The sequence below is a fragment of the Pleomorphomonas sp. PLEO genome (assembly GCF_041320595.1).
In the GTDB taxonomy this organism is placed as follows: domain Bacteria; phylum Pseudomonadota; class Alphaproteobacteria; order Rhizobiales; family Pleomorphomonadaceae; genus Pleomorphomonas.
In genome coordinates this window covers 2183051-2198761 of record NZ_CP166625.1, presented here as the reverse complement: position 1 = coordinate 2198761, position 15711 = coordinate 2183051, and the positions used below count along the sequence as shown (strand labels likewise).

General features: G+C 62.9%; 17 protein-coding genes and 1 riboswitch. Of the genes, 12 read left to right on the top strand and 5 right to left on the bottom strand.

The genetic code is table 11. The annotated features are described in order from the left end of the window. Positions 1-138 precede the first annotated feature (138 nt). Genes arnB through AB6N07_RS10205 form a run of 8 tightly spaced genes read left to right on the top strand, consistent with a single transcriptional unit; the run spans position 139 to position 8283 of the window. Complete coding sequence (gene arnB, locus AB6N07_RS10240; RefSeq protein ID WP_370677699.1) at positions 139-1278, top strand: UDP-4-amino-4-deoxy-L-arabinose aminotransferase; 1140 nt, start codon at positions 139-141, stop codon at positions 1276-1278. After that, positions 1275-2261: an undecaprenyl-phosphate 4-deoxy-4-formamido-L-arabinose transferase gene (gene arnC / locus AB6N07_RS10235; RefSeq protein ID WP_370677698.1), complete on the top strand. Its 987-nt coding sequence runs from the start codon at positions 1275-1277 to the stop codon at positions 2259-2261. Before arnB ends, arnC begins: the two co-directional genes overlap by 4 nt. Then, positions 2258-4324, top strand: a complete 2067-nt coding sequence (arnA, locus tag AB6N07_RS10230) for a bifunctional UDP-4-amino-4-deoxy-L-arabinose formyltransferase/UDP-glucuronic acid oxidase ArnA (RefSeq protein WP_370677697.1) — start codon at positions 2258-2260, stop codon at positions 4322-4324. The genes arnC and arnA overlap by 4 nt, the downstream gene beginning before the upstream one ends. Continuing rightward, a complete protein-coding gene (gene arnD, locus AB6N07_RS10225) occupies positions 4321-5226 on the top strand; it encodes a 4-deoxy-4-formamido-L-arabinose-phosphoundecaprenol deformylase (RefSeq protein ID WP_370677696.1) in 906 nt (301 codons plus the stop codon). The genes arnA and arnD overlap by 4 nt, the downstream gene beginning before the upstream one ends. Continuing rightward, positions 5223-6893 carry a lipid IV(A) 4-amino-4-deoxy-L-arabinosyltransferase gene (gene arnT / locus AB6N07_RS10220; protein WP_370677695.1) on the top strand — a complete coding sequence of 557 codons (1671 nt, stop codon included), beginning with the start codon at positions 5223-5225 and terminating at the stop codon, positions 6891-6893. The genes arnD and arnT overlap by 4 nt, the downstream gene beginning before the upstream one ends. After that, positions 6890-7222, top strand: a complete 333-nt coding sequence (gene arnE, locus AB6N07_RS10215) for a 4-amino-4-deoxy-L-arabinose-phosphoundecaprenol flippase subunit ArnE (protein WP_370677694.1) — start codon at positions 6890-6892, stop codon at positions 7220-7222. Before arnT ends, arnE begins: the two co-directional genes overlap by 4 nt. Then, on the top strand, positions 7219-7611 hold the full coding sequence (gene arnF, locus AB6N07_RS10210) for a 4-amino-4-deoxy-L-arabinose-phosphoundecaprenol flippase subunit ArnF (RefSeq protein WP_370677693.1): 393 nt from the start codon (positions 7219-7221) through the stop codon (positions 7609-7611). The genes arnE and arnF overlap by 4 nt, the downstream gene beginning before the upstream one ends. Positions 7612-7671: 60 nt before the next feature. Beyond that, positions 7672-8283 (top strand): hypothetical protein, encoded by a 612-nt coding sequence (locus AB6N07_RS10205; protein ID WP_370677692.1) that lies wholly within the window; start codon positions 7672-7674, stop codon positions 8281-8283. A gap of 57 nt (positions 8284-8340) precedes the next feature. Here AB6N07_RS10205 and AB6N07_RS10200 read toward each other — a convergent pair whose 3' ends face one another. The 3 genes from AB6N07_RS10200 to AB6N07_RS10190 all read right to left on the bottom strand — a co-directional run bounded on the left by AB6N07_RS10200 (position 8341) and on the right by AB6N07_RS10190 (position 9501). Next, positions 8341-8925, bottom strand: coding sequence for a Fic/DOC family protein (locus AB6N07_RS10200; RefSeq protein ID WP_370677691.1), 585 nt, complete (start codon positions 8923-8925; stop codon positions 8341-8343). 5 nt (positions 8926-8930) lie between these two features. Then, positions 8931-9137 (bottom strand): hypothetical protein, encoded by a 207-nt coding sequence (locus AB6N07_RS10195; protein WP_370677690.1) that lies wholly within the window; start codon positions 9135-9137, stop codon positions 8931-8933. Between the two features lie 76 nt (positions 9138-9213). Continuing rightward, positions 9214-9501: a type II toxin-antitoxin system ParD family antitoxin gene (locus AB6N07_RS10190; protein WP_370677689.1), complete on the bottom strand. Its 288-nt coding sequence runs from the start codon at positions 9499-9501 to the stop codon at positions 9214-9216. Between the two features lie 271 nt (positions 9502-9772). Between AB6N07_RS10190 and AB6N07_RS10185 the strand changes: the two genes are divergently transcribed. The 3 genes from AB6N07_RS10185 to AB6N07_RS10175 all read left to right on the top strand — a co-directional run bounded on the left by AB6N07_RS10185 (position 9773) and on the right by AB6N07_RS10175 (position 12285). After that, complete coding sequence (locus AB6N07_RS10185) at positions 9773-11653, top strand: potassium transporter Kup (RefSeq protein ID WP_370677688.1); 1881 nt, start codon at positions 9773-9775, stop codon at positions 11651-11653. A 75-nt stretch (positions 11654-11728) separates the two neighbouring features. Then, on the top strand, positions 11729-11989 hold the full coding sequence (locus AB6N07_RS10180) for a type II toxin-antitoxin system ParD family antitoxin (protein ID WP_370678216.1): 261 nt from the start codon (positions 11729-11731) through the stop codon (positions 11987-11989). Beyond that, positions 11986-12285 carry a type II toxin-antitoxin system RelE/ParE family toxin gene (locus AB6N07_RS10175; protein WP_370677687.1) on the top strand — a complete coding sequence of 100 codons (300 nt, stop codon included), beginning with the start codon at positions 11986-11988 and terminating at the stop codon, positions 12283-12285. The genes AB6N07_RS10180 and AB6N07_RS10175 overlap by 4 nt, the downstream gene beginning before the upstream one ends. A 97-nt stretch (positions 12286-12382) precedes the next feature. Here AB6N07_RS10175 and AB6N07_RS10170 read toward each other — a convergent pair whose 3' ends face one another. Then, a complete protein-coding gene (locus tag AB6N07_RS10170; protein ID WP_370677686.1) occupies positions 12383-12538 on the bottom strand; it encodes an NAD(P)H-binding protein in 156 nt (51 codons plus the stop codon). A 172-nt stretch (positions 12539-12710) separates the two neighbouring features. On the opposite strand from AB6N07_RS10170, the gene AB6N07_RS10165 reads away from it, so the two are divergent. Next, the gene (locus AB6N07_RS10165) at positions 12711-14834 is read left to right on the top strand and encodes a putative bifunctional diguanylate cyclase/phosphodiesterase (protein WP_370677685.1); all 2124 of its coding nucleotides are present in this window, start codon (positions 12711-12713) and stop codon (positions 14832-14834) included. 26 nt (positions 14835-14860) lie between these two features. Here AB6N07_RS10165 and AB6N07_RS10160 read toward each other — a convergent pair whose 3' ends face one another. Beyond that, positions 14861-15421 carry a manganese efflux pump MntP family protein gene (locus tag AB6N07_RS10160; RefSeq protein WP_370677684.1) on the bottom strand — a complete coding sequence of 187 codons (561 nt, stop codon included), beginning with the start codon at positions 15419-15421 and terminating at the stop codon, positions 14861-14863. Positions 15422-15423: 2 nt separating this feature from the next. Continuing rightward, positions 15424-15596: riboswitch (yybP-ykoY riboswitch) on the bottom strand. Positions 15597-15711 lie beyond the last annotated feature (115 nt).

The window sequence follows — 15711 nt, the reverse complement described above, 5'->3', positions numbered from 1 at the left end:
AAAAAGCGGGCCTTAACAAGGCTTCTCCGCCGCGCTGACGAACTTCAGTTCCATTTCAGTTTGCCGACATATGCCTCGGCGCAGGAAACACGCCGAAGTTGGCCCCGGCTTCGGCAAGCAAGGTGAACTGCGTTCTTTATGGCTGACTTCCTCCCCTTTTCCCGCCCGTCCATGGGCGGGGACGAACTGATCGCCGTCGCCGACGTGCTGCGCTCCGGCTGGATCACCACCGGCCCCAAGACCGCCGAGCTGGAGTTCGACTTCGCAGCGCTGACCGGCGCCCGGCACACGGTGGCCGTCAGCTCGGCCACCGGCGGCATGCACGTGACGCTGATGGCGCTCGGGGTTAAGCCCGGCGACGAGGTGATCACGCCATCGCTCACCTGGGTCTCGACGCTCAACATGATCGAGCTCTTGGGCGCAACGCCGGTGATGATCGATGTCGACCGCGACACGCTGATGGTCACGGCAGAAGCCATCGAAGCCGCCATCACGCCGCGCACCAAGGCGATCGTTCCCGTGCACTATGCCGGCGCGGCGCTTGACCTCGACCCGATCCGCGCCGTCGCCCGTCGCCACGGCATCGCCCTGATCGAGGACGCGGCGCACGCCAGCGGCACGTATTACAAGGGCCGTCATATCGGCGCCCAGGGCACGGCGATCTTCTCCTTCCACGCCATCAAGAACATGACCTGCGCCGAAGGCGGCATGATCGTCACCGACGACGCCGATCTCGCCGCCCGCGTCCGTAGCCTGAAGTTCCACGGCCTCGGCGTCGATGCCTTCGACCGGCTGACGCAAGGGCGGGCGCCGCAGGCCGAGGTGATCCAGCCCGGCTTCAAGTACAATCTCGCCGACATCAACGCCGCCATCGCCCTGGTCCAGCTCAAGACGCTCGCCGCCCACAACGCCCGCCGCGCCGAGCTTGCCACCCGCTATGTCTCGCAATGGGCCGGCCTGCCGCTCACCCCGCTCGCCCTGCCCGCCTGGCCGCAACAGCACGCCTGGCACCTCTACATCATCCGCGTCGACGAAGCGCGCTGCGGCATCGATCGCGACGGGCTGATGGCGGCGCTGAAAGAGCGCGGCATCGGCACCGGCCTGCATTTCCGCGCCGCCCACACCCAGAAATACTACCGCGAGCGCTATCCGACGCTCTGGCTACCCAACACCGAGTGGAACTCGGCGCGCATCTGCTCGCTGCCGCTGTTCCCCGACATGCAGGACGCCGACGTCGACCGGGTGGTCTCCGCGCTGAGGGAGATCGTCAAGCCATGAACCTCTCGGATATGCCCCCGATCACCAAAGTCTCGGTCGTCATTCCCGTGTTCAACGAGCAAGAGTGCCTGCCCGAGCTGATCGCCCGCACCACCGCCGCCTGCAAGCTGCTCGACTGCGATTACGAGATCCTGCTGGTCGACGACGGTAGCTCCGACCGCTCCGCCGCCCTGATGACCGAGGCCGCCGAGGCGCCGGACAGCCGGGTGGTCGCCATCATCCTCAACCGCAATTACGGGCAGCATTCGGCCATCATGGCCGGCTTCGGCCACGTCTCCGGCGATCTGATCATCACGCTGGACGCCGACCTGCAGAACCCACCGGAGGAAATTCCCCATCTGGTGGACATGGCGGCCAAATACGACGTGGTCGGCACCATCCGCGCCAACCGGCGCGACAGCCTGTTCCGCAAGACCGCCTCGCGCATGATCAACCTGTTGATCAAGCGCACCACCGGCAAGGCGATGAGCGACTACGGCTGCATGCTGCGCGCCTACCGCCGGCCGATCGTCGAGGCCATGCTGAACTGCCACGAGCGCAGCACCTTCATTCCCATCCTCGCCAACACCTTCGCCCGCCGCGCCACCGAGATCGAGGTGCGCCACGCCGAGCGCGAGCATGGCACATCCAAGTACAGCTTCATGAAGCTGATCAACCTGATGTACGACCTGGTGACCTGCCTCACCACCACGCCACTGCGCCTGTTGAGCGTCGTCGGCTCGTTCATCGCGCTCGGCGGCTTCGCGCTGACCATCCTGCTGCTGGCGATGCGCCTGTTCCTCGGCGCCACCTGGGCGGCCGAGGGCGTGTTCACGCTGTTCGCCATCCTGTTCTTCTTCATCGGCGCCCAGTTCGTCGCCATGGGGCTGCTCGGCGAATACATCGGCCGCATCTACAACGACGTCCGCGCCCGCCCCCGCTACTTCGTCCACACCATCGTCGGTCAAGACCCGCGTTTTACCGCACAGGGCAACAAACCATGAAAGCTGTCGTATTCGCCTATCACGATCTCGGCTGCGTCGGCCTGAAAGCCCTGGTCGCCGCCGGCTATGCCATCGAGGCGGTGTTCACCCACGCCGACAACCCGCAGGAAAGCCAGTTCTTCGGCTCGGTCGCCCGCGCCGCCGCCGAACTCGGCATTCCCGTCTACGCGCCGGAGGATGTCAATCATCCCCTATGGGTCGAGCGCATCCGGGCGATGGCGCCGGACGTCATCTTCTCCTTCTACTATCGCCACCTCTTGAAGCCCGAGTTGCTGGCCCTGGCGCCCAAGGGCGCCTTCAACCTGCACGGCTCGCTGTTGCCGCGCTATCGCGGCCGGGCGCCGCTCAACTGGGTGCTGGTCAACGGCGAGGCGGAGACCGGCGTCACGCTGCACCGCATGGTGGCCAAAGCCGATGCCGGCGCCATCCTCGCCCAGAAGAAGGTGGCCATCGACGACAACGACACCGCGCTCAGCCTGCACCACAAGCTGAAGGGCGCGGCCAAAAGCCTGCTGACCGACGTGCTGCCCGCCATTGCCGATGGCACCGCCATCGAGGTCGAACAGGACCACGCCAAGGCGACCACCGTCGGCCGCCGTACCCCTGATGACGGGCGGATCGATTGGCGGAAACCGGCGCGCGACATCTACAATCTCATCCGCGCCGTCACCCAGCCGTGGCCCGGCGCCTTCGGCCAGGCCGGCGCCACCAAGTTCATCGTCTGGCAGGCCAAGGTGCGCGACGATTTCGCTCCGGCGCGGCCGGGCACGGTGCTCAGCACCGCCCCCTTCGTGATGGCCTGCGGCACCGGCGCGCTGGAGATCACCACCGGCCAGGGCGACCAGGGCGTCTACCTTCAGGGCGCACAGCTCGCCGAAAGCCTCGGCCTCGTCGCCGGCGCCGTCCTCGCCGATGCGCCGGCGGTCTCGGCCAAGCGGCCGACCCGCGTCTTGATCCTCGGCGTCAACGGCTTCATCGGCAATCACCTGACCGAACGGCTGCTCGCCGAGGATGGCTATGAGGTCTACGGCCTCGACATCGGCTCGGACGCCATCTCGCGCTTCCTTCACAATCCGCGCTTCCATTTCGTCGAGGGCGATATCTCCATTCACAGCGAATGGATCGAGTATCACATCAAGAAATGCGACGTGATCCTGCCGCTGGTGGCGATTGCCACGCCGATCGAATATACGCGCAATCCGCTGCGCGTGTTCGAGCTGGATTTTGAGGAAAACCTCAAGATCGTCCGCTACTGCGTCAAGTACAAGAAGCGGATCATCTTCCCGTCGACCTCCGAGGTCTACGGCATGTGCACCGACCCCAACTTCGACGAGGACACTTCCGATCTAGTGGTCGGCCCCATCAACAAGCAGCGCTGGATCTACTCGGTGTCCAAGCAGTTGCTCGACCGCATCATCTGGGCCTACGGCGAAAAGGAAGGCCTGCGCTTCACCCTGTTCCGGCCGTTCAACTGGATGGGCCCGCGCCTCGACACCCTCAACGCGGCGCGCATCGGCTCGTCGCGCGCCATCACCCAGCTGATCCTCAACCTCGTCGAGGGCACGCCGATCAAATTGATCGACGGCGGCGCCCAGAAGCGCTGCTTCACCGACATCAAGGATGGCATCGAGGCGCTGTTCCGCATCATCGACAACCGCGACGGCGCCTGCGACGGTCAGATCATCAACATCGGCAACCCCGACAACGAGGCGAGCATCCGCGAGCTGGCCGAGATGCTGCTCGACAGCTTCGAGAGGCACCCGCTGCGCCACCAATTCCCGCCGTTCGCCGGCTTCCGCGATGTCGAAAGCAGCAGCTATTACGGCAAGGGCTATCAGGACGTGGAGCACCGCAAGCCGAGCATCCGCAACGCCGAACGCCTGCTGAAATGGCGCCCGAGCATTGACATGACGCACACGGTCGGCGAAACGCTGGATTTCTTCCTGAGGACGGTGGACGGCGACCCTACCGCCAACGGGACGAACTTGACGCTTGACGCCGTTGAAGCAAAGCCGTCCGTTCGGATGGCACATTCAAAAGTCGCTTTTGCAACAGTCAGATGAAGCAAGTCGGCCTGCGTATTGATGTGGATACCTTCCGGGGAACGCGCGACGGCGTGCCCCGCCTGCTCGACCTGCTCGACCGGCACGATGTCAGGGCGAGCTTCTTCTTCTCGGTCGGGCCGGACAACATGGGCCGCCACCTCTGGCGCCTGATGCGCCCGACCTTCCTCAAGAAGATGCTGCGCTCCAACGCCGCCTCGCTCTACGGCTGGGATATCCTGCTCGCCGGCACCGCCTGGCCCGGCCGCTCCATCGGTAGGGCGCACGCCGACATCATCGCCAGATCGGCGGCGGAAGGCCACGAGATCGGCCTGCACGCCTGGGATCATTTCGCCTGGCAGACCTGGGCCGGACTCTGGGATCAGACCCGCATGGCGCGCGATATCCACAAGGGCCTGACGGCGCTGGAGTGCATCGTCGGTCGCCAGATCGACTGTTCGGCGGTTGCCGGCTGGCGGGCCGATCAGACGGCGATCGCGGCCAAGCAGGCTTTGGGCTTCCGCTACAACAGCGACTGTCGCGGCACCGGCCCGTTCCGCCCTCGCCTTGCCGATGGATCGCTCGGCACGCCACAGATTCCGACGACGCTCCCGACCTGGGACGAGGTGGCCGGGCGGCAAACCTCGGCCGCCGACTACAATGCCTTCATTCTCAAGAAGATCGCCGACGATACGGGCACGCCGGTCTACGTCATCCACGCGGAGGTGGAAGGCATCGCCATGGCCGACCAGTTCGGCGACCTCCTGAAGCAAGCCTCGCGGGCCGACATCACCTTTTGCCCCCTCGGCGATTTGCTGCCGGACGATCTCTCCACCCTGCCGGAGGGGTGCGTGACGCGCGGCGCCGTCGCCGGCCGCGATGGCTGGCTGGGCGTACAGCTGCCGGCGGAGACCCCCCGATGATAAAGCGCGGGCCGATGATCAAGCGCTGGCAGGCGTGGCTGTGGTTCGCCCTGATCCCGCTCACTTACGTCCTGCCGCTGCCCGGCCGCCGCCTCTGGCTGCCCGACGAATTGCGCTACGGCGAAATCAGCCAGGAAATGCTGGACGGCGGCAGCTGGATCTCGCCGCATTTCCTGGGGCTTCGCTATTTCGAAAAGCCGGCCGGCGGCCTTTGGGTCAACGCCGTGGGCATGGGGCTGTTCGGCGACAACAATTTCGGCGTCCGGGCCGGCGCTGTGTTCTCGACGCTGCTGGCCGCCGGGTTGGTCTACTGGCTGACCATGCGCCTCTGGCGCGACCGGCGGACGGCGTTTGTCGCCGTTGCCATCTATCTGTCGTCCTTCCTGGTCTACGCCGTCGGCACCTATGGGTCGGTCGATGCCGCCGTGACGCTGTGCCTGGTGGCCGCCATGTGCGCCTTCTGGCTGGCGACCGAGGCGGAGACGCGGAGCGGCCGGATCGGTGGCTACCTTCTGCTCGGCGTTGCCTGCGGCGTCGGCTTCATGACCAAGGGCTTCCTGGCGCTGGCCGTACCGGTGGTCGCCGTGTTGCCCTTCGTCGCCGTCGAGCGCCGCTGGCGGCAGGTGCTGACCTACGGCCCGCTGGCCATCCTGAGCGCCGCCGTGGTGTCGGCGCCCTGGGCGATCGCCGTGTGGCGCGAGCAGCCCGACTTCTGGCATTATTTCTTCTGGGTGGAACACATCCAGCGCTTCGCCGACAGCGCCCACGCCCAGCACAAGCAACCCTTCTGGTTCTACCTTCCGGTGCTCGTCGCCGGCACGCTGCCCTGGCTGGCGCTTCTCCCCGCTTCGCTCACCCTGGGTTGGACCGGCCGGCGCAAGGACCCGGCGCTGATCTATCTCTTGGGCTGGGTGGTGATGCCGCTCCTCTTCTTCAGCCTCGCCGAAGGCAAGCTGCCGACCTACATCCTGCCCTCAATGGCGCCGCTGGCCATGCTGATGGCCCGCCGCGCCGCGACGGCCGGCACGATGAGGCTGTTCGTCGTCAACGGCTGGATCAACCTCGCGCTCGGGCTGGGTCTTGCCCTCACGGTGCTCGTCCTCCTGTCGCCCTGGGCCATCGGCATCAGGTCTCTCTACGCGCCAAGCGAAGCCAACAAGGTGGCGCTCGCCGCCCTCGCCCTGCTTGTCTGGGGCGGCATCGGCTGGCTGTCGCTGAGAAAGCCGGAGCGGCGCTGGCACTGGGCGGCGCTCTGCCCGGTCGGCGTGGCGCTGGTGGTCGGCAGCGTGCTTCCCCAATCGGTCGTCACCGACAAGAACCCGCAATGGTTCATCTCGCAGGTGTCGCCGGAACTTCAGGATAGCAACACCATTCTCGCCTACGGCCCCGCCTGGGCATCAGCCATCGCCTTCGCCGAGGGGCGCGACGATGTGCTGATCTACAGCTGGCCGGGCGAAGTAGCCGACGGCCTGAGCTATCCCGACAGCTCCGACCGTCTCGTTTCCGCCGATGACTTCGAAGACTGGCTGGCCATCCATCGGCACAAGGGAAGCGTGGCGCTCGTCCTGCCGCTGGCAAAGCCGGACCAGCCGATGACCATGACACCGCCTCCCGACCGGGTCATCCGGCAGGGACGCATGGCGCTTCTCTGGTACAAGCAGCAATGATCGACATTCTCGCCGTCAACATCCTGACCTGCGCCGGCCAACTGGCGCAAAAGCAGGCGGCAAGCGGCGAGCCGACGCGAGGTTCCCGCCGCCGCCATGTTCTGATCTGGCTCGGCGTCAGCCTCATCTGCCTGGGGTCGGCCATGCTGCTCTGGCTCGCCGTTCTGCAGCGGGTGCCGGTGGGCGTCGCCTACCCCATGCTCAGCCTCAACTTCATCCTGGTGACGCTGGCCGCCCGCTGGTTCTGGCAGGAAACGATCACCCCGAGGCAATGGATTGGCATCGCGCTGATCGTGCTCGGCGTCATCTTCATGGGGCGCGGCGCATGAGCCTGCCCAAAGGCTCCGGCCCGGCGCTGCTCAGCGTGCTGCTGGCCAGTACCGCCCAGCTGCTGATGAAGGGAGGCATCGCCGCCCTGCCACCGATGGCCGACCTCGCGACCTTCGTTCCGGCGCTCTGGCACGTCTGGCCGGCAACGCTGGCCGTCGCCGCCGGGCTTGTCACCTATGTCGCGTCGATGCTGAGTTGGTATTTCGCCCTGAAATCGCTCCCCCTCAGCATCGCCTACCCGCTGCTCAGCCTCAGCTACGTCATCGTCTGGCTCGCCGCCATCGCCCTCCCCACCTTCCCCGACACCTTCACTCTCGGCAAAGCCGGGGCCATGGCGATGATCATGGCGGGGGTCTATTTGGTGTGCGGGAGGCCGAAAGGGGGATGAACGAACGGGCTGGCGGCATCATCAACCAAGAACGGCTAGATCTATTGCGCGAATAGTGAATTGCGTACCGGCCAGCTTCGACAGAAAATTGAGTTCCAGTCGAGACATCCCATCGGCAGCCAATACGGTGCAGAGTCATTGCTGTCAGAGATCATTATGCATATTCCCATGTCCCAAGGCGTCCGGCTCTCGCATGACATCCCTAGTGAAATAAAGCTCGCCATTGCCGACGCTGTGATCGCCTTTGGCCGTATAGAGCAAGAATTAATAGAAATTGCGTGGATAATTAGTGGCGCAGACTTAAAGCAACGCATTAAAATTGCACGCGCCCCAACGAAAGAAAACTTCACAGAAATCATAGATTCTTTTGAAAAAACACAGCCAGATCTAAAACTCAACGCTCTAAAAGATACCGTTCGGCAGCTTGCAGACGATCGAAACCTGGTGGTTCATGGCGCATGGACAATGGCTGACGACAAGCCCTGGGTAGTCTGGCACAAATTTGCCGAAGACACCGACAGCATAATCGGCGAGTATTTCGAGACGTGGCGTTTCGAAAAATTTATGATCAAAAGCCTACACCTTTTGGAAATGCTACGGCAGTTCCACAACACGCTTGAGGGGCAAACCGGGATAAAGACAACATCGGTTCCGCGTTTAGATCCGACATAATCCGAGCCTTCAGCTGTCCAGAAAACACTGCTCTCGTGGGCCTTCGGCCAAACTTAGCTAAAGCTTTCCGCTTATAAGCTTGGTAATCGTCCCAGCTAAGGCGGCTTCCTCGCCATGAAAGCTCTTCACCATGGCCGCGAGGAAGACATCGGGATCAAGCCCATCCAGGTTGGGGGGATGCCCGGCCTGTAGCGCCAAAACCGTGAAGAACACCAGTTGCGTCCGTCCGTTGCCCTCGCGAAAAGGGTGAACGGCGTTGAGATCGGCGAGGAAATGTGCCGCGCGTGCAGCGAAGTCCGCTGACGGCAGGTCGTGAAAGAAAGCCCCGGACTTAAGCTCACTGAAAAGCTTCCGCATTTCCGATGCGATGTGCTCCGGATAGCAGAACATGTTTCCGCCTTTGGATATCCGGACCGTCCGAAACCGTCCAGCCCACGAGTACACATCTTGGAAAAGATGCCAGTGAATCGCCCGATAATGAGTGACGCTCAACCGACCAATGGGAAGCGGCTCGTTAAAGCGCTGAGCTGTCAGCTCATGCTCAAAGGCATCCAGCTCCGCTTGATCTCTCAACCCCAGGCGATTTTTGAGTACCGTAGTTCCCGAATAGCAGTATGGATCGGGAACAGCATCGTAAAACACCTGGATCAGGCCTTCTTGGCGTGCTTTTTCAGAAGAATCCGACGACGCTCTTCAGCCGAAAGACCGTTTCTGTCGAATTCATCAAACATAGCTTCTGATTTTTGTGAAAGCTTTATACCTTCGACGGCACTGATTTTCCTGAATGCAGCTCGCCCCAGAACGATATTGCTGTTAACGGAAGCCACTGAACTCTTGGATGCTCTCTGTTTCATGCAAGCATCCTAGCACGGAATAGGCCTATTGCCATTCATTTTCGGCCTCAGCAGCGCCGGAGGCCTGGACGACCTCTCACAAGGAAGTATCCCGTACCGGCGCCTTGAAGGACGTCCGCTCGACTGCAAGATCCTTGAGAGGAGACGCCTGCAGCTCGGCCACCAGACGGCTACCGCCGCTCTCGATGCCGTCTTTCCAAGCCTGCTGAAGCCCACGAAGCTTCTCCGCCTCTTGACTATCCTGCCTCTCCAGGAGACGCAGCGCTTCCCGCACCACTTCGCTGGCAGAGGTATAGCGCCCGGAATCCACTTTGCTTTTGACGAACCGCATCAATTCTTCGGTCAGCGAGACATTGAGGTTCAAGGCGATCTCCCTTGGTCGCATCGGACGCGATCAGGTTGCATCCTAATAGGCTTCCAGATCAACGCAATGCGGCTCCCCGTGCGGCCTGCCCAGGGAGCGTCTTTATGTTTTCTTACTTCTCAACTAAAAGCAAATCTGCTTCAAAACCCACCCATCCTCCGTATAAAGAAAACATAAAGAAGATAAGCCCCGCCATAAAGCCAATTTTATTTGCGCCCAGCACAGCGGATATATATCTCCACGGCAAGGACAGTTCGGAGTTAGCCTTGTCATGTCGGGTTCTTCAGCACACGGCCAGCAGGTTCAGAGTTTTTGGGCCTTGGCGCTTGGGTCGATCGGCGTCGTCTACGGCGATATCGGCACCAGCCCGCTCTATGCGCTGAGGGAGTCGCTGAACCATGCCGCCGCCGACGGACTGACGCGCGCCGAGGTGATCGGCATCGTGTCGCTGCTGCTGTGGTCGCTGACGCTGATCGTCACCGTCAAATACGTGCTGTTCATTCTACGCGCCGACAACCGCGGCGAAGGCGGCACGCTGTCGCTGCTGGCGCTCGCCCAGGCGACGATCGGCCGGCGCACGCTGACGCTGACGGTGCTGGGCGTGGTCGGCGCGGCGCTGTTCTATGGCGACGCCATCATCACCCCGGCCATCTCGGTGCTCTCAGCCGTCGAAGGCCTGGAACTCGCCTCACCCGGCTTCAGCCGCTTCGTGCTACCGCTCACCGTCGTCATCCTGATCGGCCTGTTCGCCATCCAGGCGCGCGGTACCGGCAGCGTGTCCAGATGGTTCGGCCCGATCACGCTGGTCTGGTTCGTGGTGATCGCGGTTCTCGGCATCGAGCACATCGGCGACGACGCCTCTATACTCTGGGCGATCAACCCGTTGCAGGCCATCGGTTTTCTCGCCGATCACGGCTTCGGCTCCTTCGCCGTCATGGGCTCAGTGTTCCTTGCCGTCACCGGCGCCGAGGCGCTCTACGCCGACATGGGGCATTTCGGCCGCAAGCCGATCCAGTGGGCCTGGATCGCCGTGGTGTTCCCCTCGCTCGCCCTCAACTACATGGGCCAAGGCGCCATGGTGCTGGCGCACCCTGAGACCATCGAAAACCCGTTCTTCCTGATGGCGCCGCAATGGGCGCTGGTGCCGCTGGCCGTGTTCGCCACGATGGCGACCATCATCGCTAGCCAGGCCGTCATCTCCGGCGCCTTCTCGCTGACCCAGCAGGCGATCCAGCTCGGCCTGTTACCGCGCCTTGAGATCCGCCACACCTCGGCGGCGCAGGTCGGGCAGATCTATATGCCCAAGGTCAACTGGCTGCTGCTGGTCGGCGTCTTGTTCCTGGTGTTCACCTTCCATAGCTCCAGCGAACTCGGCAACGCTTATGGCATCGCCGTCACCGGCACCATGGTCAGCACCTCGCTGATGGCCTTCATCGTGTTCCACTATGCCTGGAAATGGCCGCTGTGGCGGGCCGTGACGATCATCGCGCCCATGCTGGCCGTGGAAATGGTGTTCCTGGCCAGCAACCTGATGAAGCTGTTCGATGGTGGCTACGTGCCGGTGCTGGTCGCCGGCGCCATCGGCTTGACCATCTGGTCGTGGATGCGCGGTACGCGGCTGACGCTCATCAAGGCGCGGGCCGAGGCCATCCCGCTCGGCGATCTCATCGGCATGCTCTCCCGCTCCTCGCCGGCCCGCGCCAAGGGCACCGCCGTGTTCCTGACCGCCGACCCCACCATCGCGCCCAGCGCGCTGATGCATAACCTCAAGCACAATCACGTGCTGCACGAGCACAACCTGATCGTCACCGTCGACTACGCCATGACCCCGCATGTGCCCGAGGACGAGCGGATCGAGGTGCTGCCACTGGACGGCGACTTCAAGCGAATCCACGTCACCTTCGGCTACATGGACGATTCCAACCTGCCGATGGCGCTGGAGAAGGCGCGCAAGTACGGCATCAAGATCGACATCATGTCGACCAGCTTCTTCATCAATCGGCGCTGGTTCCGACCGGCGGTCAACTCGGCGATGCCGCGCTGGCAGAACCGCCTCTACATCTCCCTGACCAAGTCGGCCACCAACGCCTCCGACTTCTTCCGCCTGCCTTCCAACCGGGTGATCGAGATCGGCCAGCAGTTCAGCATTTAGCTGCCGATGTCGGATAGTGGCCAACTTGATAATAGTTATTGGCCCATGCATATTGAGCGCACGGAGAGCATGGCCATGGCGCAAAGTGTCGATCTGGGAAATCTCGAAGGGGTCGTCACCGAGCTGGTGAAATCGGGGCGCTACAACTCCAAGAGTGAAGTCCTGCGGGAAGGCGTTCGCATGGTGCAGGAGCGCGAAATGAAACTCGCCGCTCTCGACACCTCAATCCGGCGAGGCTTGGCCGATTCCGAGGCCGGGCGCGTTAAGCCCGCCAATGAAGTCTTCGACCGCCTCGAAGCGAAATACCGAGCCATGGCGGACGCCAAGCGGCAATGATCGTCGTCATCACCGGCGAGGCGGAAGCCAACCTCGAACAAATTGGCGATTGGATCGCCGAGGATAACCCGCTTCGGGCCGTCACCTTTGTGCAAACCCTGCGGGACAAGTGCCTCGCCCTTGCCGAGGTGCCCTTGGGCTTCCCGCTCGAGCCTCGCTATGAACTCAGCGGCATACGCCGCCGCCCCTTCCGCGACTATTTGATTTTTTACCGCGTCAGAGGCGACGCCCTTGAAATCCTGCATGTTCTGCATGCCGCGCAGGACTATGAGCGGATATTGTTCCCGGACAAGTGACGCTCGCCATGTGGGCCGCCGCATGCCGCGTCAGCAACGCCCTTTGAGATAGGTCGCGCTCCACCGATCTTGCGGTTCACCATGCAATCAGCGGCGACTAACGCAGCCAGGCATCGCCCTCCACCTGATCGAGGACGAAGCGCGCCACGTCGGCCCGCGATATGCCGCCACCATGGAAGCCCGAGAGGTCGGTGAGCACGCGGATTTTATCGCGGCCGGGCTTGTCGCTCTGCACGGCGGGGCGAACCAGCATCCCCCTCTTTTTCTGGAGAGGTCGTCGCGTGGGACGGTCGTGAGACTATCCACCGAGCACCTGCCGGCGCAGGGCACCTTGAGTATTAGGCATTTTTATCAGTAAACATTCAAGTAATTACCACCACCTGAGTGGATCACACACGCAGATGTTGTGCACAACGACGCGATCAATGAAATCAGAAGCGTCGTTTAAGGGAAGTTCAAACAATATATGTTACAACACGCATGCCAGAGAAGAACTACAGAAAACGAGTATAATTTCTACTGATACACTTAACACCCAATTTGCCTTGGGGGCGTATATGGGGGCAAGCGGTTCAGAGGTTTCACAGGGCGGAAACCCCAATGAACGGCCGTATCGCCAGGAGATACGGGCCGAACAGCTGAACATTGCTCTCAACAATCTCCCTACGACCCTGATCGCCTCCATTTTGATATCCGTGTCGGGTTCGATCGTCCTCGATATCGAGTCCGGTTATTCATGGATCCCCTGGTGGCTGGCCGCCGTGATCGGCACATCGGTGCTGCGAGGCATCTGGCTCCTCGTGATTCGCCACAAGTCGGTGACAGTCCGCAATACCGAGAGATGCCTGCTCCAGCTGCGCCTTCTTGCCTTCCTGGCCGGCGTGCCGTGGGCCTGCATGCCGCTTCTGCAGATTGGCCACATCGAAACGCTGTCGGGGGCGATCACGGCGTTCCTCATGGCGGGCATATCCGCCGGCGCGCTCATTCAGAGCATGACCCTTGCCGATCAAGGCATCCTGTTCTTCACGCCCATCCTGCTGGCCACAGCCGGCACCTTCTTTGCCCAGGGTAACCTCGCCTGTGGCGTGATAGGGGCCAACACCCTGCTGCTGCTCACCATGATGGTTCTCCAGGCCCGGCGCGGTTCGGCGCGGTTCTGCAACGGGGAAGAAGCTCGCCTGAGTTCGCTTGCACTTGCCAAAACGATCAACGATTCCAACCGCAAGCTGGACTATCTCGCCAATCACGACAGCCTCACCGGTCTCTATAATCGGGCGGCGTTCAATGCGGAACTATTCGCTCGCTCGGGCAATGGTCCGGCAAAGGGCGCGGGGCTGGCGCTCGCCATCGTCGACCTCGACAACTTCAAGCTGGTCAACGATACGCGCGGACACCTCGTCGGCGACAAGGTGCTGATCGAGGCCGCCACCCGCATCTCCCACGCCTGCCAGCCGACCGAGTTCATCGCCCGGCTCGGGGGCGACGAGTTTGCCATCATCATCGGCTCCACCGATTACGAACAGCGGGCCGAAGCCCTCTGCGAACTGGTGGTGGCCGAGATGGAAAGACCATTTGCCACCGATGGCACCCCATTCGAGATCGGCGCGTCGATCGGCCTCGCCCTCTTCCCGCAGGATGCCGACGAGCTGTCCCAACTGTTCGCCGCCGCCGACATCGCCCTCTATGCGGCCAAGGGAAAGGGCAAGCACCGGGTATCGAGGTTCGACGCCGACCTCCGCGTCAAGCTCGAAAGAAGCCAGCGCATCGAGGCGGAGATTGGCGATGCCCTGGCTGAGGGCCGCCTCCACGTGGTCTTCCAGGGGCAGCACAACCTGATCACCGGCGCCGTCATCGGCCATGAAACCCTGATCCGCTGGACGCATCCCGAACTCGGCGCCATCAGCCCGGCGGAAATCCTGGCGGCGGTGCGCAATGCCGACATGGGCGACCGGCTGACGGAGTTCGTCGCCCGTCAGGCCTGCCGGCTGCTGCGAGCGCTGACCAAGGTGGGAGACGCCACCTCCACGGTGGCCATCAACATCTCGCCGGTCGAGTTCCTGACCGGCAACCCAGTGGGTATTCTGCTCGACACCATCAACCTGCTCGGCATCCGCCCCGACCGCTTCGAGGTGGAAATCACCGAGGACACGATCCAGGACCTGAAGGGCGTCAATGCCGAGCTCAACAGGCTGATGTCCTTCGGCGTCAAGATCGCCATCGACGATTTCGGCGCCGGACACTCCTCCCTCGTCAAGCTGGCGTCGCTCTCCTTCGGCAAGCTGAAGATCGACCGATCCCTGATCTCCGGCATCGACAGCCGGGAGAGAAATGCCCAACTGGTCAGCACCTTGATCAGCTTTGGCGAGCGACTGAAATTCCAGGTACTGGCCGAAGGCGTCGAGACGGCGCAGGAAGCCGAAACGCTGCGGCGCCTGGGCTGCGCCCAGGTCCAGGGCTTCCATTATTCCCGCCCGATGCCGGCACGCGACGTCCTGGCGCGAACCCGCGAAGAGACCACACGGGCAAATCACCTGCGTCACGTTTCCTGATCGTCGATGGAGGCGATCGATCGGCCTCACACCGCCGTCAGGTGCTCGAACAGGATGAACATCCCGAGCCCGCATAGCGCGATGCCAGCGACCACCTCGGCGATCCTGCCGAAGCGTTCGCCGATCAGGCGGCCGATCATCAGGCCGCCGGAGGACATGACGAAGGTGGCAAGGCCGATGGCGATGGCAACGACCATGATGTTGACGTCGAGGAAGGCCAGCGACACGCCCACCGCCATGGCATCCAGGCTTGTGCCGATGGCCGTTGCAATCAGGAGGGCGAGCGACTTGCCGGTCGGCGCCGCCGCGTCTTCCTTGCGGAAGGCGGCGTAGAGCATGTGCAGGCCGACGCCGGCCAGGAGCACGAAGGCGATCCAGTGATCGACCGCCTCCACGTAGCGGGCGGCCGCGAAGCCGGCGGCCCAGCCGATCAGCGGCGTCAGCGCCTCGACGGTGCCGAACACCAGGCCGGTGCGCAGCGCCTCGCGCAAGCGTGGCCGGCCAATGGCGGCGCCCCGCCCGACGGAAACGGCGAAGGCATCGACCGACATGCTGACGGCGAGAACGGCAATGGAAAAGGGCGACATCGATAGGCTCCGACGGACAACAGACCGGGCGCTCCAGCCCCGCTTGTCCGCACAAAGCAGGTGGCGCCACGGTCTTGCCGGGCCGATTTCTCGGCTGATCGTGCCATGCGCATCCACGCAAGCCTGTTGACACGATCCCGCCCAAGGGCGGTGACTACTCCCCGATGGGCGAGGCATGTAGCAGCCAGGGGAACTTTGTCAAGGTTTGCCCTGAGACAGGAATGGTATTAAGAAGCGTTTGCATTTAATATATCTGCTCATCGGCAACGAATAACGCGATTATTCCATGC